Genomic DNA, 24460 nt, shown 5'->3' on the forward strand with positions numbered 1-24460 from the left:
CGACCGACGCATGTTTTTTTGAACCTCAAGTAACGAGGGCATGAAAAATCGGTGGGTACTTCAGACCTTCCCTAACGAAGGAACGCTGCATGAACATGATTTCATACTGGAAGAATCACAAAGAAATACATATCGATGATGGTTTGGTGCTTATTATTGGCTGGTACGATCACAAGAACCAACAGAATGGTGGAAGCAAGGCATTAGGAGTTCATTGGGGCGATTACCCACAATCCAGGGCTGTATTAAGCCCTTGTGTAATACCGGAAGCTACTCGCAGCGCTATTTTGTCTGGGCTGTTGCATCAAGCCGTTTCCAGTGCAAACCTACAGCAGGTTAAATCAATTACTGAAGCAATTGAGTTCTTTTACTTCCCAGCCTAACAATGCCGCCCATCGTTCGCTTCGCTCACTGGACTCGCAAAAGCAACGCTTTTACTGGCCTGTTAGCTTAATCGTTCGAGCCAAGGAGAGAGTCATGCTATTTCGGATAATTGAACTTACGCAAGGCAACCTTAATAATAACCACCTTTACCTCTCCAGCGTCATAGATTTATTTCCGACCGAATCCATTGGTGGTCCCAATGAAAGTGAGCTTGGCGTTCAACTAGAGATCCACTGCGGCATTGCGGAGCCGGTTTTCACTGACATTGCAGGTGACAAGAAAATTTTTAGAAAGCGCTCTTGGGTGGGAGAGTTTTTCCAGTCTCATACCCTGTCTGCTGGTAGCCGGGTCATAATTGAAAGAACTGGGGCCAATCGCTACCACATCTACCCAGTGCGGTCGTAAGTTTCAAACAGACCAGTTGCGTTACCCAGTGGCTCGGGCCGCTCGGTCGGTTTGACAAAGGAAAGGACAGCACCAGGTTGGCCCGGTTTAGCCCTGAAAAATCTCCCAACGGGGCTAGGGCATTAGCCAAGGTATTGGCGCCGACGTCGAATTGACCTAGTTACCGAGATGTCACTGACCCAAGCTAATTCCTTGCGAACCATATCCTGTGCTGAGCTTTTCCTATTGGAGGAGGGTCACACCTGAGCCAGCATGAGGGTCAATTCGATGTCGGCGTTAACAGGCTGCGTCAGGGTGTGCTGCAGTGGGGCCAGGGAGCAAACGAGGGGGCAGCGGGAGGTCGAGGCAAGGCGTCGGGGATGAGCCGCCACAGCGGGCACCAAGGGGACCACTCTGGAAGACCAAAGCAATGACTAGGGTGGCGGCCTATCAATCGTCGCTATGTTTAAAGTGGCATTCAGACAGCTGTTACAGCTCATGGTAGGACAGCTTCCCAGATTTCCATTTCCTAAGTCAGTGGAAAGTGAGAGGCAGAGAACGGCCAAAAGCGGCCGGTGGACAAGTAGATGGCAAAATAGTAGCTTCGGGCAGGAGCTACGGCATGCGGGATAAATGACCGTACTGAGAGTAATTAACCAGCCAAGGAAGCCCCATGCATCGCATCGTAAACTCTCACTTGAAAAACTTTGTCAAAAGTTTTGGATTTGAGTCTTATCCGCAAGATCAACAATTTGAATATTTTTGCAATTATGCAGTGTTGTACTCGCGATGTGCATCTGGCTTTGATCTAGACGATGTGACCACCGGCGTTGGAGATGACGGAGTAGATGGTGTAGCAATTATACTTGATGAAGAAATTATAATATCTGATGAAGATGCACGCTCAGCATTTAAGACTGATCGTAAAAATCACGATATGGAAGTGGTTTTTATTCAGGCTAAAACGTCTGACGGGTTCGATCTTGGGGATTTTTTAAAATTCAAGGAGTCTATCTTACGCTTTCTAAACGAAGATCCTTACCTAGCGACTGATACAATTCAGATAAACGCAAGGAATGTATTTGATGAGTGTATCAGAAACGTCCCAAAAATTCGTAATGGCAAACCCCGCCTAACTGCAAGATTTATAACCACTGGAAACTACCTTGCACCAAAAGAGTTTGTTAGTGCAATTACTGCTTTTGAAAATCAAATTAGTGACTTAGGGTATTTTTCTGAAGCGGATATAAAGTGCTTTGGCCGTAATGAGTTGACTGAGCTTTGGGTATCAACTTATTCTGGCATTACAGCACAACTTCCTCTTTTTGGTTCCGCTCCACTTCCTACGATTGCTGGCATTGAAGAAGCCTATTTGGTGGTTGCGCGAGCTGTAGACGTCGTAGCCAATTTATTAGTTGCAGAAGACGGCAGTCTTCGAACTCAGGTTTTTGAAGAAAACGTGCGGGCATATTTAGGCGGTGACAACATAGTTAACCAGTCGATTGCTGAAACACTTAATAGCAGTGTTACATCCACCCGCTTCCCCGTGCTAAACAACGGCATAACTATTGTCAGCCCAGACATTCGCTTGCAAGGCAACGTTTTGCATCTGGAGAATTTTCAAATTGTAAATGGCTGCCAGACCTCTAATATTCTTTATGAAAATAGAGGTCAATATGATGACAGGGTGATGGTTACACTAAAGGTAATTGAAACTTCCAGTGAGGATGTATTTTCGGAGTTGGTTAGGGCGACAAATAGTCAATCTAAGGTTGATGAAACTCAATTTCTAACACTTCGCCCTATAATAAAACGTGTCGAACAGCTATTTAATTCGTTTGAAGGGCAGGACGGACGCCTCTACTTTGAGCGCAGAGAAAAGCAGTACTTCGGGAAAGAGGTACCTGCCATTCGCACCTTCAATATTAATACTGTTGCCAAGTGTGTGGCTTCGATGTTCTGCCATCGTCCTGACTTGGCCTATCGCTACCCTAAAAAAATGTATGAGAGCCTTTCCGGTGTTATGTTCGATGAGGAAAATAAGGAGGTTATTTTTTATGCGTCGTGTTTAACATTGTATCGACTGCACTTGTATGTTGCCAGCAGCAACGTCCCTCAGAACATGAGAAGATTCAAGTGGCATATTCTTGTTTTAGTATGCGCGATTATTGCCGGCAAAGATAAACCTGCGCTCAAGTCAAAAAAAATGGAGGCTTATTGCCAGAAGATCATTGATAAACTGACCAAACCCGGTGAGCACGCATTAGCGCCATTTAAACAAGCAGTGGAAATATTGGAGACGCTGGGAGAGATTTCAGACGACAGGCTCAAAAGGCAGGTTGTTCTTGAGGAAATGCTTGCGGCAATACCTGATTCAACTCCGGCTAAAAAATCTAACCGCGGAGCTAAAGCTTAGATTTTAAACGGGCAATTTTAAGAAAACCTCTAGCCCTAATCACTAATTAATATAAAAAGGGCGCCATGCGCTCTTTTTAGGGTATTGAAAGGCTCCTGAATCGCCCCTGATGTCCTAGATATCCCGAGCGACTGCTTTTGGCCGATTCTGTTGAAAAAGTCGGCAATGGCTCCCACGACAGAAAATTATGCTCTTGAGATTGAAATCTTTACTTTGAACAGAGCATTGCGGGCGCAGATTTCGCATAGCTGCGCGCAAAAAATCCGTTTTGAACAGCCCGTACGCGGGCAGTTTGTAACGACCGAATTTGCCAACACAATCGGCCGATTTCAACCTCTCACAACTCCCTCGCACATAGCCTTCAGTTACTAATAGTCGGAAACATTAATTTTTTCTGTTTCTGTGATCAGTTCACGTTGAGCAATGATGAAAATGAAAATGTTGATGATCATTGTTTCTTTCCAAAAAATAAGGGAGCAGGCCGACGGCACTACTCCAAAAGAGGAAAATCCCCAAATGCCAGACAGAGTTATCCCTTCACACGAAGGCGGATCAGCATAAAAGACAGGGAGTTCAGGCCTGGAGCATGGGAAACCAAGTATTGCGGGGATAAGTGCGGGGGTGATTTAGAAACCGGGCAGAACTGCCCAAGCTGGGTGGATCGGGAAGCCTATCAGCGTATACGGAAGAAGTAGAAGGCCCACCCCACAACCAACAGCAGCGGGATGCCCAGCCATGGATATAGGAAGCTCAACACTGCCGTACTGGAGATCCCCAGCCAACGAGTCGCTGGAAACCACATGCCCAAAACGGCAGCAGAGATCAAAGCAGATGTGATAGCCCACATATCTCAAGCCTCCTTGGGCTTACGTTTGCCCTTGGTGCCCCCCTCCCGCTGTGCTTCTTCCTCCTGCACCATTGCCTCTATTGCTACCTGCTCGAACGTTATCTCCTTGGTGTGTTCATGCCAACGACTGTTATCTACATTGGTCTGAATCAACCCCAACGCCTTGATGACCGCCATGACAAAGCCGCCAGTATTCACCGACTTATTAGGAAAGAGCGTCTTGAAGGATGTTGAAGTGAGCTCAGTCGCACCGGTGATCAATTGCTCGATCATAGAACACGGAATCCATTCCTTGCTGAAAAAGCCGCTGCCGGTGTTGCTGAGAAGCTTCAGGTACAATTCCGACTCTCCTTTGCTGCCCAGTTGATAACCCAAGGCGGATCGGCCTGTCAGGGAAGGACAACTACCTCTTTTCAGAACACGGATTTGTTCATCGAGGCTAGCGGCTTTAGGGGTGGATTCGGGTACGGGCTCTGGTACGACTTCAGATGCTGCGTCTATTACGAATGGGGATTGCACTTCGGTTTCAGTTTTTACGGACATAGTAATACCTCTCAAGTTATAAATGAGAAACAGGGATGTGGATATTGGTGCACCGAGGAATTGAAGGGCTTTTGGGCCTTTCAAATAAGATGGCCGAATAGCCGTAACAGGTAGTACGGATTACCGGAGGGAGTATTGCTGAAGCATATGGAGCAATTCAGGATCAGCATGTTTTGGTACGAACACCACGACACCGAATCCATCGTCGCTGAGCACATAAACCAACTCAAACCAGTTAATATGCTCCTCGACGGACTCCCATGAAGGGTTGAAACCAGGCTCTCCATACCGGCAGCCATCAAAACGATTAGCCATTATAGGGAAGCCTAAGGCAGCATCCAAGTCCGCGACCGTATCGCACTCTTCAAACACTACGAAACGCACCAACTGATCTAGACTATAGTCATCGAACTCTTTGAGCCGTTCAACATGAGCAGCCAGCAATTTCCGTAGTTCGAGATCAGGACATGCGTCCACCACTTTCTCAATTACTTTTGACTCACTAAATATCTGCATAAATTCTCCTTTTTCTGGACAAAAAAATGCCCTAGGATTTGTTCCTAAGGCATTTACGGCTTGATCTGCTAAGCTATGAATAAACGCGAAACGCTATCCACTCACAAATCGACACAAATAAAAATTTACCAACCGACACTCAATTATTTAAAAACTTGAGCCATTTTTCGCTCCAAATTAACCACGTCTTCCGAATTCAATTCAATTGAATCTTTCCCCCTAAACCCACACATTGTCTCCCCTCTTACCCTACCCCCAAAAGCATTTTTAGCTGTATAATCCAACTTTACTCGATACCAACCATTGGCCAAGTCAATCCCCTGACTCGAAACCATATCTAATGAGTTAGGATCACCAAGACCAAGTTTCACATCATTGACACACACACCAACCTGCTTATCGAACACAGTCTCTGGCTTACTACACCCTTGCACTGACAAAACCACTAACAACGTTAGAAACAACCTTAACCGAAGCTTCATGACCTACTTCCGAAATAAATAAATCCATTGATAAAAGGATAACACTCTATCTAAAACCGCGAGCAAGATTAGCGTCCAAAACTGACGCCTTACCCTCTAACTCACTAAGCTGCCGCATGCCTCCGACCCGCATAAATTTCCAACCAGCAATGGACGGAACACTAACAAATACAAGCCCGCCAACTGGGGCATCAACCTTTACCCCATCTTCATTTTCTGGGCTAGTAGCAAAGATAGTGTGCACCCCAGGATTTACAACTACCCGATGGAAAGTCCGCCCAGAAAGACTACCTTGCGGTTGACCATCTACGCTAACTTGAAACAATGCCATTCCAGACGCATAACCACCGTCTTGGACGATATATAAAATTGCCTTGCCATCTTCCGGATCGAACTGTTTGGCTCTTTGCTCAACTTCCTTGGAGGCAAGTGGAATAGAAGAGCATCCAGAGGCAATAAATAAGAACACCAAGACCGAGACCAGAAAACCAAATTTTTCATTCGCTTTTTTTCGCATTTCCAACATAACAGCCCCTTTTTTTTGTAGTTTTTAATTATATCTTTCACATAAACTGACTGCGTACTCCCCCCAAACCGCCGATGTAAGTATTGGCGATATCAAAGCGATAGAGCAACAGCTAGGCGACTTTTTTCCGAGCGTGCACCGCCGAAAATTAGTTGGAGCATGGTGCCACCTATGAACGTGCGAAGAGCCCAGCAAAGGCGCCCTCAGATACCACACAGTTTACGCAACAGCCCGGTATCCAGGTGCTGCTCCACCAGATCCGCCAACCGCTCGATATCCCGCTCTCGCAGGCCGTGATAGTCCACCTCCTGCACATCCTGCAAACCGGCCCAGCGCAGCAGTGCACTGCAGGCCGCCGGCGACTCGAACAAACCATGCAGGTATGTGCCGAAAATCTGCCCGTCGGCGCTCTGTGCTCCATCACAGCGGCCATCGTCCAGCAGCACTGCCGAATTCTCCAGCGCAGGGCCGGTAGTCACGCCCGCATGGATTTCGTAGCCGCTGACCGGCGCATCTTCCAGTGCCAGGCGACCACGCACATTGCGCAGTTGCTTCTCCTGTTCCAGCCGGGTTTCAAAGGCCAGCAGGCCCAGCCCTGCGCTGGAACCGAGCGTTCCTTCCAGACCCAGCGGATCATGCACCTGCGCACCGAGCATCTGCAGGCCGCCGCAGATTCCCAGCAGCTTGCCGCCATAACGCAGGTGACGGGCAATCGCCGTGTCCCAGCCATTGGCGCGCAGGTAGGCAAGATCACTGCGCACGCTTTTCGAGCCGGGCAGGATGATCAGGTCGGCGGGGGGAATGGCCTGGCCGGGGCCGATGAACTGCAAGTCCACCTGCGGGTGCAGGCGCAGCGGATCGAAATCTGTGTGGTTGCTGATGCGCGGCAAGACCGGCACCACCACCTTGAGCACCTGGTCCGCCTTGTCGGTCTGGCGTTGATCGATGCCATCCTCGGCTTCCAGGTGCAGGTCCATCACGTACGGCAGTACACCGATCACCGGTTTGCCAGTGCGCGCTTCCAGCCAGTCCAGGCCAGGTTGCAACAAGGCGATGTCACCGCGAAAACGGTTAATGATGAAGCCTTTGACGCGCGCCTGCTCACTGGCGGACAGCAACTCCAGGGTGCCCACCAGGTGCGCAAAAACCCCGCCGCGGTTGATGTCTGCAATCAACACCACCGGACAATCGACAGCCTCGGCGAAGCCCATGTTGGCGATGTCGCCGGCGCGCAGATTGATTTCCGCAGGCGAACCGGCGCCTTCCACCATCACCACCGGATAGGCTGCGCTCAAGCGTTGATGCGAAGCGAGCACCGCCTGCATCGCGATGGCCTTGTAGTCGTGATAGGCGACCGCGTTCATGCTCGTCACCGCCCGCCCATGGATGATCACCTGGGCGCCCGTGTCGCTGTTGGGCTTGAGCAGCACCGGATTCATGTCGGTGTGCGGCTCGAGATTCGCGGCCTGGGCCTGCACCGCCTGCGCACGACCGATCTCGCCCCCGTCGGCCGTGACCGCACTGTTCAGCGCCATGTTCTGCGGCTTGAACGGCACCACACTCACGCCCTGGCGCACCACCCAACGACACAGCGCGGTCACCAGCGTGCTCTTGCCGGCGTCGGACGTCGTGCCCTGCACCATCAACGTAGTCATTGTGCTTCCTCGACGAAGGCTTCAAGGGCTGACACCAGGCGTGCCCAGTCTGCTTCTTCGGCGGGCAGGCCAAAACGCAGGCTGCTGTTGTGGGTGAACAGGCGCAACAGGATGCCGCGCCGCGCCATGAACTCATACAGTGCTTCGGCGCGCTCGGTGATCAGCCACTGGAACAGCGCGCAGCCGCCCTGTGGTACGAAGCCGTATTGCTCGAGCAGCAGCGCCAGGCGTTTGCTGGCGGCCTGGGTGCGCAAACGTTGCCCGATGTGCCCTTGGGTATCCAGCAGACAGGCCTGGCCGAGGATGCGGGTCGGCCCACTGACCGCCCAGGGCCCGACTTGCTCGGCGAGCAATTTAAGGAATTTGCGCTCGGCCAGTACAAACCCCAGCCGCACGCCCGCCAGGCCAAAGAATTTGCCGAACGATCGCAAGACGATCAAGCCGACCTGATGGGTATAAGCAGCCACGCTCAATTGCGGCGTGTTGTCCATGAAGGCCTCGTCCACCACCAGCCAGCCGCCGCGCTGGGCCAGTCGCGAATGCCAGTCGAGCAGGCGCTTGGGGGACAGGCCAAGGCCCGTGGGGTTGTTCGGATTAACCACCACCAGCACGTCCAGGTTGTCGATAAAAAAATCCACTTCCTGCTCCAGCACTTCGCGCACGATGTAGCCGCTGCGGCGCCAGGCTTCGGCGTGCTCGGCGTAACAGGGTGACAGCACGCCGACCTTGCCGGCCCGGCGCAAACGCGGCAGCAGCTGGATTGCCATTTGCGAACCGGCCACTGGCAGCACCTGGGCAGCACCGTAATAATCGCAGGCAGCCTGCTCCAGGCCGTCATCGCTTTCCGGCAGCCGCGCCCACGCTCTCAGCGGGATCTGCGGGATGGGAAACGGCCAAGGCGCCAGGCCAGTGGACAGGTCGAGCCAGTCGGCTTCGGCGATACCGTAGTCGATTGCCGCCTTACGTAAGCGCCCGCCGTGTTCAAGCATAAAACTCCGCCCCCACGCAGATAATCAACAACCACAACCATACCCCGCGCTGGACCAATTGCCAGCCACGGTCGATGGAATCCGCGTCCGCCGGTACGCCCTCACCCAACGGCGGGCGCTGGTGCAGCTCACCGTGGTAAATCGCCGCCCCGCCCAGCTCCACGCCCAGCGCGCCGGCACCTGCGGCCATGACCGGACCGGCATTGGGGCTGTCCCAGGTCGGCCCCTGGGTCCGCCAGCATTTGAGTGCCAGTCGGGTTTTGCCCAGCAAGGCGTAAGTCAACGCCACCAGCCGCGCAGGAATGTAGTTGAGGACGTCGTCGATTTTCGCCGCCGCCCAGCCAAACCGCTCGAAGCGTTCGTTGCGATAACCCCACATGGCATCCAAAGTGTTGCTCAAGCGGTAGAGCACCACCCCCGGCGCGCCAGCGACGACAAACCAGAACAGGGCGGCAAATACCGCGTCGCTACCGTTCTCCAGAACGGATTCGGTGGCCGCGCGGGCGACTTCGGTTTTATCCAGCTCGCTGGTCTGGCGGCTGACCAGGTAACCGACGCGAGTGCGCGCTTCATCCAGGTCATCGCTGCGCAGGGCCCTGGCCACCGGCTCGACGTGCTCGCCAAGGCTGCGCATGCCCAGTGCGCAATAAAGTGCCAGGATCTCGACGATCCAACCCACCAATGGCGCCCAGGACAACGCGGTCGCCAGTAAGGTCAGCGGCACTACGGCGAGTACCCAGGCCGTCACGCCATGGCTGCGCCAGCCTCTACCACCACTGTTGAAGCGCTGCTCGATGCGATCGGCAAAGCGCCCGAACGCCACCAGCGGATGCCAGCGCCTGGGCTCGCCCAGCAGCGCATCCAGCCCCACGGCAGCGACGGTCAACAACGCCACACTCATTGACTCTCTCCCCAGACATTTTCATACAGCAATTCACCCAGCGGCCGCGACTGCGCCCAGCCTTCGAGGACCAGCATCGGCGCCGGATAAAATTCCTGCACCGGCCCCAGGCACAACACCGCCATCGGTTTTGCTCCCGGCGGCATGCCCAGCAGATCGGCCAGGGCTTGCGGCTCGAATAGCGAAACCCAGCCCATGCCCAGCCCTTCGGCACGGGACGCCAGCCACAGGTTCTGGATGGCGCAGGACAACGAGGCGATGTCCATTTCCGGCAAGGTGCGCCGGCCGAAGATGTGGCGTTCGCGATCATCCATCAGCGCGGCGACCAGCACTTCGGCGCAGTCGTTGATGCCTTCGACTTTGAGCTTCATGAATTCGTCAGTGCGCTCGCCCAGGGCTTCGGCGGTACGGATCCGCTCTTCTTCCACCAGGCCCTGGATTTGAGCGCGCACAGTGCGATCGCTGATGCGCAGGAACCGCCAAGGCTGCATCAGGCCGACACTGGGGGCCTGGTGCGCGGCTTCGAGCAGGCGCCGCAGCAGCTCGGGCTCGACAGTGCCACCGCTGAAGTGGCGCATGTCGCGGCGTTCGGCGATGGCACGGTAGACCGCGTCGCGTTCGGCCTGACTGAATGTGGCGTCGGTCATGGCCTTTTCGCGAGCAAGGCGCCCTCCCGGTCAGGCAAAAACAGTGCAGCCACCGCCACCGGATTCGACGGAAAATAAAAGTGCACATAAGAAGCCGTCATCCGCCCCTGACGATAAACCGCCTCCGCCCCACGTCCGCCATTCGGGCTCAGCCCACGGGCAATCGGTGCCAGCTCGGTGCTGGTCAGCGAGTGATGGTAGGTATGCCCACGTAACGCGCCCTCAGGCAGTTCCACCACCTGCAAGGCCAATGCAGCCAGGCGCTTTTGCATCACCGCATCTCCGGCCAGCAACCCCACCAGTTCGGCACGCGTGCCGTCGACGTCGGTCAACGAATCGAGCAGATAAAGCATCCCGCCGCACTCGGCCAGCAACGGTTTGCCCGCGCCATGGTGCGCGCGGATCGCCGCCAGCATCGCGGTGTTGCCAGCCAACGCCGCATGGTGCAATTCCGGGTAACCGCCTGGCAGGTAAAGGCTGTCCGCCTCGGGCAAACGGGCATCACGAATAGGCGAGAAAAACCGCAACTCGGCGCCCATCGCCCGCAACAGGTCCAGGCTCGCACCGTAGGTAAACGCGAAGGCCTCATCACGGGCCACGGCGATACGTACGCCCGCGAGCAAGGGTTCGGCAACAACCAGATCAGGCGCGGCAAATTCCACCGCCGGGGGCAACGCTACCTCGCAACTGCTGGCCAAGGCGTTCGCAGCGGCATCCAGACGCAGGTCGAGGTCGTTCAATTCGCTGGCCTGCACCAGGCCGAGGTGACGACTGGGCAGCTCGATCCCGGTCTCCCGGGACAACGCGCCATACCAGCGCAACCCCTCGGTCAGGCTTCCTTCAAGCAACTGCGCATGGCGCAAGGTGCCCACGCGATTGGCCAGCACCCCGGCAAACGGCAAATCCGCCTGATAGCGCGCCAGCCCCAGAGCCAGGGCGCCAAAGGTCTGCGCCATGGCGGTGCCGTCGATCACCGCCAGCACCGGCACGCCAAAATGCCGCGCAAGGTCGGCACTGGAAGGCGTGCCGTCGAACAGCCCCATGACCCCTTCGATCAGGATCAGGTCCGCCTCGCCAGCGGCCTCCCACAAGAGGCGTCGACTGTCCTGCTCGCCGACCATCCACATGTCCAGTTGATAGACCGGCGCACCGCTGGCGCGCTCAAGGATCATCGGGTCGAGAAAGTCCGGGCCGCACTTGAACACACGCACCTTGCGTCCCTGGTTGCGATGCAACCTGGCCAGCGCAGCGGTCACGGTGGTCTTGCCCTGGCCGGAAGCCGGCGCTGCAATCAATACCGCCGGACAACAGCGAGGCTGACTCACAATTCGACGCCTTTTTGCGCCTTGATCCCGGCCTGGAACGCGTGCTTGACCACGCCCATCTCGGTCACGGTGTCGGCCAGTTCAATCATCTCCGGCTTGGCACCGCGACCGGTCACCACCACGTGCTGCATGGGCGGACGAGCCTGCAAGTCACTGAGCACCTGATCGAGATCGAGATAACCGTGCTTGAGCGCGATGTTCAATTCATCCAGTACCACCAGGCCGATCGAGGGGTCACGCAGCAGTTCACGGGACACTGCCCACGCCGCTTCGGCGGCGGCGATATCGCGCTGGCGATCCTGGGTTTCCCAGGTGAAGCCTTCGCCCATCACATGAAACCGCACCTGCTCCGGGAAGCGTCGGAAAAACAACTCTTCGCCGGTGCTGTTGCGGCCCTTGATGAACTGCACCACACCGCACTGCATGCCATGGCCCATGGATCGCGCGAGCATGCCGAATGCCGAGCTGCTTTTGCCCTTGCCATTGCCGGTGAGCACCAGCAGCAAGCCGCATTCATTCGGCGAGTTGGCGATGCGTTCGTCGATCACGGCTTTTTTGCGCAACATGCGCGCCAGGTGACGTTCGTCACGATCGGGGGTATCAGTCATGGGGAAGCTCTCCGTTGGGGCTGGATAACGGCGGGCAGGCACAAGAATAGACGGCAAGAAGCCTGGCATCGCCCACCGTGATGCCGCTGGATGGATCAGGCCGGTCTCCGGGCTCATGAGCGGCTGATAGCCTGACTGCGCGCCTTCCCATCTCGATTGCTCGACACAGTGGCACAAGGCGCAGTCTTCACTCATTTACCGTTGCGGGGGCAGCGCCGGGATCATGATCAGTCTTTGCTCGAAAGCGACCACTCACCGGCTTCCCTGTTTCACCCTGTCGACGACGTCACAGGGCACCTGAAACAAGCCGCGAAGGTTAGAGGGTTGGGGGTGGAGCGTCAATTAAAGTCCGGCCTGCGGTGCTGAATTGATTTACCCCCGTTGAACCATCGCGCATTTGCGCTTCTCTACTAAACAGGTCAATGCATTCATAGGGAAGGTCAGCATGCGCAAGCCCCAGCTCGTTTTCGTCATCGCCCTCGCCGGAGGACTCGCCGCTTGCGGTGAAACTTCCAGCCTGCAAGTCTCTGACGGCACCGGTCCGTCACCCAAATTGCCAGAACCGAACAAGACCCTGATACCGACGGTGAACATCGCCCCGGCCATCGGCTGGCCGGACGGTACCAAGCCGACCGCTGCCGCCGGCACCCAGGTGGCCGCTTTCGCCGAAGGCCTCGACCACCCGCGCTGGCTGTATGTGCTGCCCAACGGTGATGTGCTGGTGGCTGAAACCAACGCCCCGCCAAAACCCGAGGATGGCAAAGGCATCAAGGGCTGGGTCATGAAAAAAGTCATGGGCCGCGCCGGTGCGGGCGTGCCCAGCCCGAACCGCATCACGCTGCTGCGGGACAAGGACCATGACGGCGTCGCCGAGACCCGCACGGTGTTTCTGGAGAATCTCAACTCGCCGTTTGGCATGACCCTGGTGGGCAACGACTTGTATGTCGCGGACACCGATCGGTTGCTGCGCTTCAACTATGAAAGCGGCGATACGACGATCAAGTCTCAGCCAATCAAGGTGGTCGACCTGCCGGGCGGTACGCTGAATCACCACTGGACCAAAAACGTCATTGCCAGCAAGGACGGCAGCAAGCTGTACGTCACGGTAGGATCGAACAGCAACGTCGCGGAAAACGGCATGGACCAGGAAGAAGGCCGCGCAGCTATCTGGGAAGTGGATCGTGCCACCGGCAATCACCGCATCTTCGCCTCCGGCCTGCGCAACCCGAACGGCATGGCCTGGGAACCCCAGACCGGCGCCCTGTGGACCGCTGTCAACGAACGTGACGAAATCGGCAGCGACCTGGTGCCGGACTACATCACGTCGGTCAAGGACGGGGCGTTTTACGGCTGGCCTTACAGCTACTACGGCCAGCACGTGGATGTGCGCGTCGAGCCCCAGAATCCGGACCTGGTCGCCAAGGCCATTGCCCCTGATTACGCGGTCGGCCCCCATACCGCCTCTCTCGGCCTGACCTTCGCCGAAGGCAATACCTTGCCAGCGCAGTTCAAGGAAGGCGTTTTCATTGGCCAGCACGGTTCGTGGAACCGCAAACCGCACAGCGGCTACAAAGTGATCTTCGTGCCGTTCAACGCCGGCAAACCGACCGGGCAACCGATCGATGTGCTGAGCGGTTTCCTCAACGACGAGGAAAAAGCCATGGGCCGGCCGGTAGGTGTGGTGATCGATCAGCAGGGGGATTTGCTGGTGGCGGATGATGTAGGGAACAAGGTGTGGCGGGTGTCGGCTACTCAGTAACGCTGCACGCCGAAACCTGTAGGGGCCGGCTTGCCGGCTCCTACGGATTGCGTGCCAGATGTTCCGGCTGCAACACGCGCTTGGCACTCAGATACGCTTTTTGCCAATAGGCCTTGGACAGGCTGTCCAGCTTGACCGTCCCACCCGTGGCAGGCGCATGCACAAAGCGCCCTTCGCCGACATAAATCCCGGCATGACTGACCTGTGAACCGCCATTGGTGGCGAAGAAAATCAGGTCGCCCGTCTGCAACCCTTCCTTGCCCACACTGGCCGCCTGCATCCCGATCATCTCGCGGGTCGTGCGCGGCAGCGTGATACCGGCGACATCGCGGTACACATAGCCGATCAGCCCACTGCAATCAAAACCGGCGTCTGGCGTATTGCCGCCCCAGCGGTAAGGCGTACCCACCAGACCCAGGGCGCGAAACAACACGTCTTCGGCTTCAGGGGAAAAGGGTTGGGCAGGACCAAAAACCAGTGGGGCGCGAATCACCGGTGCCGGAGCTGGCGGCGGAGTGCGGCTGGCACAGGCGCTGAGCAGCGCTGCGGCGATCAAGAGTACAAGGCGGGCCGACGTCTTCATATACAGAACACCCTGATCTGGCTGCGGCTGTTTCCACCGGAAGGGCAGAAAAGAAAACCGCCGGCGCAGTGCGCAGGCGGTCAGCCATCAATAATAGATCAGGATTCTAGACGCTATACAGCAAACTTCAAGTAAGACTTTAAGTTCACCTTACAAACTGTAGGTTTACTTGCGAGCAGTGACGATGGTCGGCGCCATCGCGAGTGCTCGCTTGGCCTCAATGAAGGTCTTGCTCCAGTAGCTGTCACCCAGGCTATCGACCCGGACACCACCGCTACGGCGGCTGCTGGAGTGGATGAACTGGTCATCACCCAGGTAGATGCCGGCATGGCTGACACGACCGCGACGCCCATTGGTCGCGAAGAACAGCAGGTCACCCGGCTTGAGGTTGCTGCGAGAAACCAGCGGGGCATCCACGTTGATCATTTCTCGAGTCGAGCGCGGCAGGTTCATGCCGGCCTCTTCACGGAACAGGTAGCCGATGAAACCGCTGCAGTCGAAACCGGCTTCAGAAGTACCACCAAAACGGTAACGGGTACCGATCAGGGACATGCCGCGTTCAAGGATGCTGTCTGCCAGAACCGGCAGCTGGTACGACTTGCCATCAGCGAAGCTGACGAGTTGTTTATCGGTAGCCGACTCTTCCTGGAATGGAGTTTCCAGATAACGAACGGAAGAGGATTGGGCGGTAACGGAAGATTTAACCGGTTGCTGGGGCGCTGGCTCGGAGACGGGAGAGTGAGCGGCGCAACCGAACAACAGGGTGACGAGTGCGAGAGGCACGAGGGGTGCGAAGCGATTTAGCATGGGCACGACCGTGGCTGATAGTTGTAAAGAAGCCGAGACTATGCCCGCTATCATCCTCATTTGCAAATTCAATCGAACTTTATGTGACTTTTCGGTTTCGCGATTTCATCTAAGCGCTAATGCCCTATTTAGACACTCGCGCGGCCTGCACCCAGCAGGAAAGCGGATATTCTCGCGCCTGACAACCAGCAAAAAGCCAGCAGGGCCTGGGTTTTACCAGCCCAGGGTTTCTTTCAGAAACGGAATGGTGAGCTTGCGCTGTGCTTGCAGGGACGCCTGATCGAGCTGCTCCAGCAATTCGAACAGGGCACTCATGCTGCGCGTGCCGCGGGTCAGGATGAAGTGCCCTACTTCATCGGTCAGGTGCAGGCCGCGACGGGAAGCGCGCAATTGCAGAGCGCGCAATTTGTCTTCGTCGGACAGCGGACGCATCTGGAATATCAGGGCCAGGGTCAAGCGTGACTTGAGGTCCGCCAGCTTCACCGGCAGTTCCCGGGGCGAAGTCGATGCGGCTATCAACAGACGCCGACCACTGTCGCGCAGGCGATTGAACAGATGGAACAGCGCCTCTTCCCAATCCGCGCGCCCGGCCACCGCCTGCAGATCATCGAGGCAGACCAATTCGTATTGTTCGAGGTTGTCGAGAATTTCGATGCCGCGATCCAGCAGCTCGGCCAGTGGCAGATACACCGCTGGCTCGCCCATCTGTTCGAAGCGCAGACAGGCGGCCTGCAGCAGGTGCGTGCGCCCCACGCCGTCCTTGCCCCACAGGTAAATCAGGCTTTCCGTCCAGCCGGCGTCGGCTTCGCAGAGTCGCTCGACATAGCCGAGTGCAGCGGCATTGGCGCCTGGGTAATAATTGATAAAGGTAGCGTCATCACGCAGACGCACACCTAGGGGCAGCTGAATCGGTTTCATGCTGACTGAACAGTTCCGACGGAACCGTTAGTGGCCTCTGTGTAAAGTTTGCGAAGTTTATACCCGTGAGGCTGACCGCACAATGCGACAGACCACAAGCAAAATCAAGGGTTTGCGTTAGCTTGCCGGTTTGGTGACAGATTCTCTGACGGTGTGGGCGCCTGCAGCAAGCGTGAAACACACCGCCCGGTAAGGGACCGGGCGGCAGTCAGGCCTCAATGCCGCCCGCTACAGCTCGGGCTCATCCTCGCCATTGTAGATGTCCGAATCCTTATACAAATCATGCATGTGGCGCACCAGCACCATGATCACCGCCGCCACTGGCAAGGCCAGAAGGATGCCGGTGAATCCGAACAGCTCGCCCCCGGCCAGAATGGCAAATATCACGGCGACCGGGTGCAGGCCTATGCGGTCACCCACCAGCAATGGCGTGAGCACCATGCCCTCCAGCGCCTGCCCCACCATGAACACGGCAACGATGCCGATCATGGGGTACAAATCGCCACCGAACTGGAACAGCCCGGCGATCAACGCAGCACCGATACCGATCACGAACCCCATGTATGGCACGATGGCCGCGAGGCCAGCGATCAAGCCGATCAACAGCCCAAGCTCAAGCCCGATGAGCATCAGGCCCGCTGCATAGATGACGCCCAGCGCCACCATCACCAGCAATTGCCCGCGCACAAACGCGCCCAGCACTTCGTGGCATTCGCCCGCCAGGCTGACCACGCGCTCTTCGCTATCGCGCGGCAGCAGGCTGCGGATCTTGGCCATCATCAGGTCCCAGTCCCGCAGCAGGTAGAAACTCACGACCGGAATCAACACCAGGTTCGCCAGCCAGCCGATCACCGCCAGGCTGGAAGCCGTTGCCTGGCTCAGCACCACACCGACGATGTCAGTCGTCTGCCCCATGTGCTCGCTGATTGCCGCCTTCAGCTTGTCGAACTTCCAGAAGCCGTCCGACAAGCCGAATTTCGACTGAGCCCATGGCAGTGCCGTGTGCTGCAGCCAATCGAGCATCTGCGGGGTCAGCTCATAGAGACGCAGCATTTGCTTGGCCAGCATCGGCACCAGCACCAGCACCAGCGTGGTGACGATCAAGGTGAACAGCGCAAACACCGCGATCACACCCCAAGTGCGTGACAGCCCGGCCTTCTCCAGCCTGTCCACCAGGGGATCGAACAGATAGGCCAACAGCAACGCCACCAGGAACGGCGTCAGGATCGGATGCAACAACCAGACAAGCGCGCAGAGCAGGACGACTCCACCCAACCAGAACCAACGCCGCGTATCGGCCATGAACCACTCCTGCTTCTATATAAGGAAAGAAAAACTACCAGCGAAAACGTAACTGCGGAACCGGGGCCGGGGCTGGCGCTACGGCAGGCGCCGCACCATCGGCTGCAGGCTGAACCGGCGGCACCGGTGCAGGTGCCTCCCCGGCTGGCAACTCCTGCAACTTCGCCAGGGACAGCTGCGCCTTCAACTGTTCGGCACTGCCGCGAACCCGGTAGAGAATCCGGTCGCCATTGACGCTCTGCAGGCGCATGCCGAAGGGTTCCAGCAACCGCCCGAGGGCGGCATAGCGCTCCAAGTTCATGCCCTGGACCTCAAGTAACTGCTCGCCAGACGCGCCTGGCTTGACCACAAAACGCGGCGCCAGTCGCTCACTGACCGCGAGCATGACGGCATCCGCGACAGCGGCCTGATCGGCACCCTGGACGCTGCCTGCTTCTTTCTTGTCGCCCATCCACAAATTCCAGGTTGCCTGCCACTGGCCGCCCTCCTCCTTGGCATGCACGGCGAGCAGGGCATCGGCGTTGTAACGCTCCGAGGCGCTGCGCAGTGGCGCCGCGTCACCGCCTTCCAGGGTCGGTCCGGTCGCCACCAGTTGTTCGCTCAGGTCCGCCAGCGGCAAGCGCAATGGCAGCCCTCGATGCTGGGCCGCGCGACGCAGCGGCGTCGCGCTGGCCTGGCCATCACCGACCAGGCTCGAACCCTCAGTGGCGTCGTTCAACCACCAGCTCAGGATCGACGGGCGATTGGCACCCCACAGGGACAAACCGGCGCGACGCAGCGCCTGCTCGGTGGTCGCAGGGTCAAAATCGACTTTCAGCACTTGCGGCGGTCCCGCTTCGAAGCCGTACTGGCTGATGATCTGCTGCGGGTCCTTGCGGATGGCGGCCAAGGCGGGATTCTGTGCGGCCTTGGGATCGCCGGTCAGGCGCAGTACCAGCGTATCCAGTGCTTCCTGGGTCGCCTGGTCGCGAATCTCCGGCGACTGGCCACTCACAGGTTGACGCACCTGATACAGACTTTTAACCGTCTCGGCATGGCCGGCCAGGCTGAAGATAGACAAACAGCCCACAAACAAACATTTCGGAAAAAAACCCATGAAAGATTCCTGACTATTGGAGCGGCTGGAACAGGCCGCGTGAACCGGACGAGCATGGCTGTGACCATACCCTTCGGCAAAACATTCACCCGGCCCGGGCAAGTTTTTGCACTGTCATAACGATAGACGGTTAATGGCGCTACCTTATACAGCCATGAGCCAGACGACCAATACGGCCTGTGACGGTTTTTTTTCGGCCGATATGCCCCTGCCGTCGGCGTGAGGATGGCCGCTGCCCTTCAAGCCTGATAAAATCGCGCGCCTTCGCAGACCGGCAACAGCCGGGCACCCTGGAATTCGCGCACGGCACCCGCCCTCGTCTGTTCCTGCGGTCCCGCTGGACTCGGTCGTTACCCCTGAATCCCCCCTAAAGGCCTGGATCATGAGCAAGCAACCCTCCCTGAGCTACAAGGACGCCGGTGTAGACATCGACGCCGGTGAAGCATTGGTCGAACGCATCAAGAGCGTCGCCAAGCGCACTGCGCGCCCGGAAGTCATGGGCGGCCTGGGCGGTTTCGGCGCCCTCTGCGAAATCCCGGCCGGCTACAAGCAGCCTGTTCTGGTTTCCGGCACCGACGGCGTGGGCACCAAGTTGCGCCTGGCACTGAACCTGAACAAGCACGACAGCATCGGCATCGACCTGGTAGCCATGTGCGTGAACGACCTGGTGGTCTGCGGCGCCGAGCCACTGTTCTTCCTCGACTACTATGCCACCGGCAAGTTGAACGTCGAGACCGCTACCCAGGTTGTCACCGGCATTGGCGCTGGCTGCGAACTGTCGGGCTGCTCCCTGGTCGGCGGCGAAACCGCTGAAATGCCTGGCATGTACGAAGGCGAAGACTACGACCTGGCCGGCTTCTGCGTCGGTGTCGTGGAAAAATCCGAAATCATCGACGGTTCGAAAGTCGCTGCCGGCGATGCCTTGCTCGCCCTGCCGTCTTCGGGCCCGCACTCCAACGGCTACTCGCTGATCCGCAAGATCATCGAAGTGTCCGGTGCCGACATCGAAAACATCCAGCTCGACGGCAAGCCGCTGACCGACCTGCTGATGGCCCCGACCCGCATATACGTCAAGGCGCTGCTCAAGCTGATCAAGGACACCGGCGCCGTAAAAGCCATGGCCCACATCACGGGTGGCGGCCTGCTGGACAACATCCCGCGCGTTTTGCCAAAAGGCGCCCAGGCGGTGGTTGACGTTGCAAGCTGGACTCGCCCTGCCGTGTTCGACTGGCTGCAAGAGCAAGGCAACGTCGACGAAAACGAAATGCACCGCGTGCTGAACTGCGGCGTTGGCATGGTGATCTGCGTAGCTCAAGAGCACGTTGAAAGCGCCTTGAACGTCCTGCGTGAAGCTGGCGAGCAGCCTTGGGTCATTGGTCAGATCTCCACCGCTGCCGAAGGCGCGGCTCAGGTCGTACTGAATAACCTTAAGGCCCACTGATGCAAGAGCGGATGTCCGCCACCTGTGATGTCGTGGTGCTGCTTTCCGGCACCGGCAGTAACTTGCAGGCCTTGATCGACAGCACGCGGACCGGCGACAGCCCGGTCCGCATCGCTGCGGTGATTTCCAACCGCGCCGACGCCTTTGGCCTGCAACGCGCCAGGGACGTGGGTATCGACACCCGCTCCCTGGATCACAAGGCTTTCGATGGCCGCGAGGCCTTCGATGCCGCGCTGATCGAACTGATCGACGCCTTCAACCCCAAACTCGTGGTGCTGGCCGGATTCATGCGCATTCTCAGCGCTGATTTCGTGCGTCACTATGCGGGTCGTCTGCTCAATATCCATCCCTCGCTGCTACCCAAATACAAAGGGTTACACACTCATCAGCGCGCGCTGGAAGCCGGCGACACTGAACACGGCTGCTCCGTACACTTCGTCACCGAGGAACTCGATGGCGGACCACTGGTCGTACAGGCAGTAATACCGGTAGAGTTGCATGATTCGCCGCAGAGTCTGGCGCAGCGAGTCCACACCCAGGAACACCTGATCTACCCGATGGCCGTACGCTGGTTTGCCGAAGGTCGCTTATCACTGGATGAGCAAGGTGCTTTACTGGACGGACAGTTACTCGCCGCCAGCGGCCACTTGATTCGAACCTAGGAGATATTATGCGTCGCGCCCTGCTCTTCGCTTGCGCTCTGCTCGCCCTGCCCCTGCCCCTGGCACAGGCTGCAGAACTTCAACCTTTCTCCGCCAGCTACACTGCCGACTGGAAACAGTTGCCCATGAGCGGCACGGCATCGCGCAGCCTGACCAAGGAAGCCAATGGCGTCTGGAAGCTCAGCTTCAAGGCTTCGATGATGATCGCCAGCCTGTCCGAAGAAAGCACCCTGACACTGGACAAGGATACCCTGCTGCCGCAGTCGTACCACTTCGAACGTGGTGGTCTGGGTAAAGCCAAGAAAGCCGACCTGGATTTCGACTGGACCACCAAAATGGTGACCGGCACCGATCGCGGTGACCCGGTCAAGCTGCCGTTGAACCGCGGCATGGTCGACAAGTCCACGTATCAGCTCGCGCTGCAGCATGACGTGGCGGCCGGCAAGAAAAGCATGAGCTATCAGGTGGTCGATGATGGTGAAGTCGATACTTATGACTTCCGCGTGCTGGGTTCGGAAAAAGTCGACACCAAGGCTGGCCAGATCGACGCGATCAAGGTCGAGCGCGTGCGCGATCCAACTCAGAGCAAGCGCATTACCGTGCTGTGGTTTGCCAAGGATTGGGATTACCTGCTGGTCCGCCTGCAACAGGTTGAAACCGACGGCAAGGAGTACAACATCATGCTCCTGGACGGTACGGTGAACGGCAAGGCTGTCAAAGGCAGCTGATCCGCAGTTGACAAAAAAAGCCCCGCAATCGCGGGGCTTTTTTTCGCCTCGATTTCTTGCACCCTGCGGCGCGCCCCAGGCTTTTCGCGAGCGATGGTCGTTAACAATGACTCTGGGCACCTGACCCCCCGCGGCGCCTTCAGGTTTTTCGCGAGCAAGCTCGCTCCTACAACGGGCGGCGTTTTCGCGAGCAAACGTACAATGCAACTGTAGGAGCGAGCTCGCTCGCGATGGTCGTTAACGATGACTCTGGGCACCTGACACCCCGCGGCGCCCTCAGGTTTTTCGCAAGCAAGCTCGCTCCTACAAGGGGCGTGGCAGGATTGCGAGGAAATTGTCGCGGGCGACCTTTTTGGCAACGTCCTCGGGCAACGCATCCAGAAATGGATCGAAGCTGCGCATTTCCTTGCCGAGCTTGTTGAAGCGGCCCACCACGTCCGAACCGACCATGAAACGCTCCGGAAAGCGCTCCACCAGTGCCAGCCACTCCTGGCGCGGCTTGCCCTGCTCATCCAGCAGATACGGGGTCAGCAGGCTCCAGGACAGATCGATGAATAAATTGGGATAGGCCTCCAGCATGCGAGTCAGGGTCGGCAGCAGGAAATCCAGCTGGACCTGGTGCCGGTGAATTTCCGCACTGGTACCGGCATGGGCCCAGATGAATCGGGTGTGCGGATGGTTGCGCAACGGCTCTTCGATTTCCGCGAGGTAGAGCGGATTTTTCTCGCGCTTGGAGGTGATGTTGGAATGCACCATCACCGGTAGATCATTTTCCGCAGCCAGGTGATAAATCCGCGTCATGGCCTCGTTATTGGCCCGGGGGGTGTCACCGGAGGTCAAGGCGGTGACGTCGTCATGCCGGGTGAAGACCTCGCCGATGCCCTGCCACAAGCCTGGATAGAGGTCGAGCATGCGCTGGATATGCGCCGCTGAGTTTTTGTCGTTGGGATTGAAGCCTGACAGGAACGGGTGAAAACGTTGACGCTGTTCGGGCGTCAACTTGCTCACTGCCGCCGCCACTATGACGTCGGTTGCGCTGTACCAGTAGGCATCCGCATCATCACCTGCGTAGTAACGAGGTCGCTTGGGCTCATCTTCATGCCATTTCTTCGCGACCGGAATACCGGAGATCATCAGATGCTCGATGCGATTGTCAGCCATCGCCTTGAGCAGCTTGGGCATGCCCGCCGTTTCCTGGAAAAAATCCACGTAATGCAGATGGGCATCGCTGTAGGCATATTCGCGCGCATTGGCCGCCGCGCTTGATAGCGCCAGCAAGCAGGCAAGGCTGAGTCGGAACGGATGCAAGGGCTATCTCCAGCGGTCAGGAACAGCGTAGACCCTCGAGGGAGCATCAGGGTTCACCGCGCAGGAAAGTGGAACGCTCACCCAACAGAATGCTCTATAACTTCACGGTCCGTTTTCATTGAACGATTTTTCCTACTGCCTGCGAGGTGCACCATGACAGTTACCGTCAATACCGTCTCCGCCGAAGGTTTTCGCCACAGCGTACAAATCGACGACCATGAACTCTTTGCCGATGTGCCAACCAGTTCAGGGGGTGAAGGCACCGCGCCGGAGCCGCATGACTATTTCGATGCAGCCCTGGGCGCCTGCAAGGCCCTGACCCTGAAGATGTACGCCAAAAAGAAAGACATCCCGCTGACCGGCGTAACAGTCGAGGTCAAGCGCGACAACAGTGAAGAGCAGAAAGGTAAATATGCCTTGCACGTCAAGCTGACGCTCAAGGGCGTACTCACCGACGCCCAGCGCGAAGAACTGCACCGCGTGGCCGATCGCTGCCCTATCCACAAGCTGATGACCACCACCGACGTCAGCATCGAAACCCATCTGGCCGAGGGTGCATTCAGCCAATAGCGGCAGGGGTTGCGCAGGCGGGTTATGCTCTTGGCGTCACCCGCTCAGCCTGGAATGCACCATGAACTCTCCGCTCGTGATCCGCCCTCGCATCGAAGATGTCGCGGGCCAGCCGATTCTTCGCCCGTTGCCGTCGGCCAAGTGCCGCAGCGTCGGGCCCTTCGTTTTTTTTGACCACATGCTCGAAACCCGTTATGCCGCAGGAACGGGCATGAATATCCGCCAGCATCCGCATATCGGCCTTTCCACCCTCACCTACCTGTTTCAGGGACAGCTGCAGCACAAGGACAGCATTGGCTCCGATCAGATCGTCGCGGCAGGTGATGTCAGCTGGATGACCGCGGGCAGCGCCATTGCCCATGTGGAGCGTACGCCCGCCGCCTTGACGGAAAGCGGCTTCACGATGCATGGCTTGCAGGTCTGGCTCGCCTCTCCGAAGGCGCATGAACAGGGGCCGGGACATTACAGCCACCATCCAGCGGCCACCTTGCCGGTGAGTGACAACCTTGGGGTACAGATCCGCATGATTGCCGGCTCAGGCTTTTGCCTGGAATCGCCGGTGCCGGTGCTTTCTCCTACGTTGTACGCGGAACTGCACCTGCAAACGGCCACCACCCTGCTGATTCCCACCGAACATGAAGAGCGGGCGCTCTATGTACTCGATGGCGAGGCACAGCTCAACGGCGAGCCGGTTGAAGCGCATTCGCTGGTGGTGCTGCCGGCCGGGGAACAGATGACCCTGTTCGCCGAGAGCGACTGTCATGCAGTGTTGTTTGGTGGCGCGCCACTGGACGGTCCGCGACGCATCAACTGGAATTTTGTCGCGAGTGACCCGGCAGCGATCGATGAAGCGCGACGGCGCTGGGCGGCTGGGGATTGGCCGACAGTGCCGGGGGAAAGTGAGCGTATTGAGTTGCCTTGAGAGCTGCTTTGTAAATGCCTCCGTCATCCAGCAAGCCGGTTCTTGCAGGGAAAGCAGAAAACTCGATCGAGTAGGAGGCGGATTTACATCCGCCGTCCTCTCACACCACCGTACGTACGGATCCGTATACGGCGGTTCAAG

At 57.6% G+C, this 24460-nt stretch carries 25 protein-coding genes, 1 pseudogene and 1 riboswitch; of the genes and pseudogenes, 10 read left to right on the top strand and 16 right to left on the bottom strand.

Features of this window, described 5'->3' with window-relative positions; translation table 11 throughout:
- The first annotated feature begins 89 nt into the window (after positions 1-89).
- From AAEZ09_RS27130 to AAEZ09_RS27140, 3 genes are all read left to right on the top strand, one after another.
- Positions 90-383: a hypothetical protein gene (locus AAEZ09_RS27130; protein WP_350601458.1), complete on the top strand. Its 294-nt coding sequence runs from the start codon at positions 90-92 to the stop codon at positions 381-383.
- Between the two features lie 94 nt (positions 384-477).
- Positions 478-789 (top strand): hypothetical protein, encoded by a 312-nt coding sequence (locus AAEZ09_RS27135; RefSeq protein WP_350601460.1) that lies wholly within the window; start codon positions 478-480, stop codon positions 787-789.
- Positions 790-1441: 652 nt separating this feature from the next.
- Positions 1442-3184, top strand: coding sequence for an AIPR family protein (locus AAEZ09_RS27140; RefSeq protein ID WP_350601461.1), 1743 nt, complete (start codon positions 1442-1444; stop codon positions 3182-3184).
- 850 nt (positions 3185-4034) lie between these two features.
- Here the strand turns inward: AAEZ09_RS27140 and AAEZ09_RS27145 are convergent.
- From AAEZ09_RS27145 to cobO, 10 genes are all read right to left on the bottom strand, one after another.
- A complete protein-coding gene (locus tag AAEZ09_RS27145; RefSeq protein ID WP_350601462.1) occupies positions 4035-4574 on the bottom strand; it encodes a hypothetical protein in 540 nt (179 codons plus the stop codon).
- A 120-nt stretch (positions 4575-4694) separates the two neighbouring features.
- Entirely contained in the window at positions 4695-5090 is a 396-nt protein-coding gene (locus AAEZ09_RS27150) for a hypothetical protein (protein ID WP_350601464.1), read from the bottom strand.
- A gap of 143 nt (positions 5091-5233) precedes the next feature.
- On the bottom strand, positions 5234-5572 hold the full coding sequence (locus AAEZ09_RS27155; protein WP_350601465.1) for a hypothetical protein: 339 nt from the start codon (positions 5570-5572) through the stop codon (positions 5234-5236).
- Between the two features lie 46 nt (positions 5573-5618).
- A complete protein-coding gene (locus AAEZ09_RS27160; RefSeq protein ID WP_350601467.1) occupies positions 5619-6098 on the bottom strand; it encodes a hypothetical protein in 480 nt (159 codons plus the stop codon).
- A gap of 203 nt (positions 6099-6301) precedes the next feature.
- Complete coding sequence (locus AAEZ09_RS27165) at positions 6302-7753, bottom strand: cobyric acid synthase (protein ID WP_350601468.1); 1452 nt, start codon at positions 7751-7753, stop codon at positions 6302-6304.
- Positions 7750-8742, bottom strand: coding sequence for a threonine-phosphate decarboxylase CobD (gene cobD, locus AAEZ09_RS27170; RefSeq protein ID WP_350601469.1), 993 nt, complete (start codon positions 8740-8742; stop codon positions 7750-7752). Before cobD ends, AAEZ09_RS27165 begins: the two co-directional genes overlap by 4 nt.
- On the bottom strand, positions 8735-9643 hold the full coding sequence (gene cbiB, locus AAEZ09_RS27175; protein WP_045060563.1) for an adenosylcobinamide-phosphate synthase CbiB: 909 nt from the start codon (positions 9641-9643) through the stop codon (positions 8735-8737). The genes cobD and cbiB overlap by 8 nt, the downstream gene beginning before the upstream one ends.
- Complete coding sequence (gene bluB, locus AAEZ09_RS27180) at positions 9640-10290, bottom strand: 5,6-dimethylbenzimidazole synthase (RefSeq protein WP_045060562.1); 651 nt, start codon at positions 10288-10290, stop codon at positions 9640-9642. The genes cbiB and bluB overlap by 4 nt, the downstream gene beginning before the upstream one ends.
- Positions 10287-11615, bottom strand: coding sequence for a cobyrinic acid a,c-diamide synthase CobB (locus AAEZ09_RS27185; protein WP_350601471.1), 1329 nt, complete (start codon positions 11613-11615; stop codon positions 10287-10289). The genes bluB and AAEZ09_RS27185 overlap by 4 nt, the downstream gene beginning before the upstream one ends.
- Positions 11612-12223: a cob(I)yrinic acid a,c-diamide adenosyltransferase gene (gene cobO / locus AAEZ09_RS27190; RefSeq protein WP_045060560.1), complete on the bottom strand. Its 612-nt coding sequence runs from the start codon at positions 12221-12223 to the stop codon at positions 11612-11614. Before cobO ends, AAEZ09_RS27185 begins: the two co-directional genes overlap by 4 nt.
- Before the next feature lie 81 nt (positions 12224-12304).
- Positions 12305-12539: riboswitch (cobalamin riboswitch) on the bottom strand.
- Positions 12540-12668: 129 nt separating this feature from the next.
- Here cobO and AAEZ09_RS27195 point away from each other — a divergent pair.
- Complete coding sequence (locus tag AAEZ09_RS27195) at positions 12669-13982, top strand: PQQ-dependent sugar dehydrogenase (protein ID WP_205894185.1); 1314 nt, start codon at positions 12669-12671, stop codon at positions 13980-13982.
- A 40-nt stretch (positions 13983-14022) separates the two neighbouring features.
- On the opposite strand, the gene AAEZ09_RS27200 is transcribed toward AAEZ09_RS27195, so the two are convergent.
- From AAEZ09_RS27200 to AAEZ09_RS27220, 5 genes are all read right to left on the bottom strand, one after another.
- A complete protein-coding gene (locus AAEZ09_RS27200) occupies positions 14023-14565 on the bottom strand; it encodes a C40 family peptidase (RefSeq protein ID WP_205894184.1) in 543 nt (180 codons plus the stop codon).
- A 165-nt stretch (positions 14566-14730) separates the two neighbouring features.
- Positions 14731-15372, bottom strand: a complete 642-nt coding sequence (locus AAEZ09_RS27205) for a C40 family peptidase (RefSeq protein ID WP_205894183.1) — start codon at positions 15370-15372, stop codon at positions 14731-14733.
- Between the two features lie 213 nt (positions 15373-15585).
- Positions 15586-16290 carry a DnaA regulatory inactivator Hda gene (hda, locus tag AAEZ09_RS27210; protein ID WP_045060556.1) on the bottom strand — a complete coding sequence of 235 codons (705 nt, stop codon included), beginning with the start codon at positions 16288-16290 and terminating at the stop codon, positions 15586-15588.
- 228 nt (positions 16291-16518) lie between these two features.
- A complete protein-coding gene (locus AAEZ09_RS27215) occupies positions 16519-17592 on the bottom strand; it encodes an AI-2E family transporter (RefSeq protein ID WP_350601473.1) in 1074 nt (357 codons plus the stop codon).
- 34 nt (positions 17593-17626) lie between these two features.
- A complete protein-coding gene (locus AAEZ09_RS27220; RefSeq protein WP_350601475.1) occupies positions 17627-18688 on the bottom strand; it encodes a DUF2066 domain-containing protein in 1062 nt (353 codons plus the stop codon).
- Between the two features lie 382 nt (positions 18689-19070).
- Between AAEZ09_RS27220 and purM the strand changes: the two genes are divergently transcribed.
- The 4 genes and pseudogenes from purM to AAEZ09_RS27245 form a co-directional block, all read left to right on the top strand.
- Positions 19071-20129, top strand: a complete 1059-nt coding sequence (gene purM / locus AAEZ09_RS27225) for a phosphoribosylformylglycinamidine cyclo-ligase (RefSeq protein WP_350601476.1) — start codon at positions 19071-19073, stop codon at positions 20127-20129.
- A gap of 11 nt (positions 20130-20140) precedes the next feature.
- Positions 20141-20791, top strand: coding sequence for a phosphoribosylglycinamide formyltransferase (gene purN / locus AAEZ09_RS27230; protein WP_350601478.1), 651 nt, complete (start codon positions 20141-20143; stop codon positions 20789-20791).
- A gap of 8 nt (positions 20792-20799) precedes the next feature.
- On the top strand, positions 20800-21519 hold the full coding sequence (locus AAEZ09_RS27235) for a DUF3108 domain-containing protein (RefSeq protein ID WP_350601479.1): 720 nt from the start codon (positions 20800-20802) through the stop codon (positions 21517-21519).
- Between the two features lie 230 nt (positions 21520-21749).
- Positions 21750-21827 (top strand): annotated as a pseudogene (locus AAEZ09_RS27245) (outer membrane lipoprotein carrier protein LolA); the annotation flags it as partial.
- Here the strand turns inward: AAEZ09_RS27245 and AAEZ09_RS27250 are convergent.
- Positions 21823-22827, bottom strand: coding sequence for an amidohydrolase family protein (locus AAEZ09_RS27250; RefSeq protein WP_350601481.1), 1005 nt, complete (start codon positions 22825-22827; stop codon positions 21823-21825). The pseudogene AAEZ09_RS27245 and the gene AAEZ09_RS27250 overlap by 5 nt on opposite strands.
- A 153-nt stretch (positions 22828-22980) precedes the next feature.
- Here AAEZ09_RS27250 and AAEZ09_RS27255 point away from each other — a divergent pair, with 153 nt between their 5' ends.
- Together AAEZ09_RS27255 and AAEZ09_RS27260 are read left to right on the top strand one after the other, a co-directional pair.
- Entirely contained in the window at positions 22981-23397 is a 417-nt protein-coding gene (locus tag AAEZ09_RS27255; RefSeq protein ID WP_205893846.1) for an OsmC family protein, read from the top strand.
- A 61-nt stretch (positions 23398-23458) separates the two neighbouring features.
- The gene (locus tag AAEZ09_RS27260) at positions 23459-24319 is read left to right on the top strand and encodes a pirin family protein (protein ID WP_350601482.1); all 861 of its coding nucleotides are present in this window, start codon (positions 23459-23461) and stop codon (positions 24317-24319) included.
- Positions 24320-24460: the final 141 nt, after the last annotated feature.

Source organism: Pseudomonas sp. 65/3-MNA-CIBAN-0223 (assembly GCF_040310425.1).
Classification (GTDB): Bacteria; Pseudomonadota; Gammaproteobacteria; order Pseudomonadales; family Pseudomonadaceae; genus Aquipseudomonas; species Aquipseudomonas gregormendelii.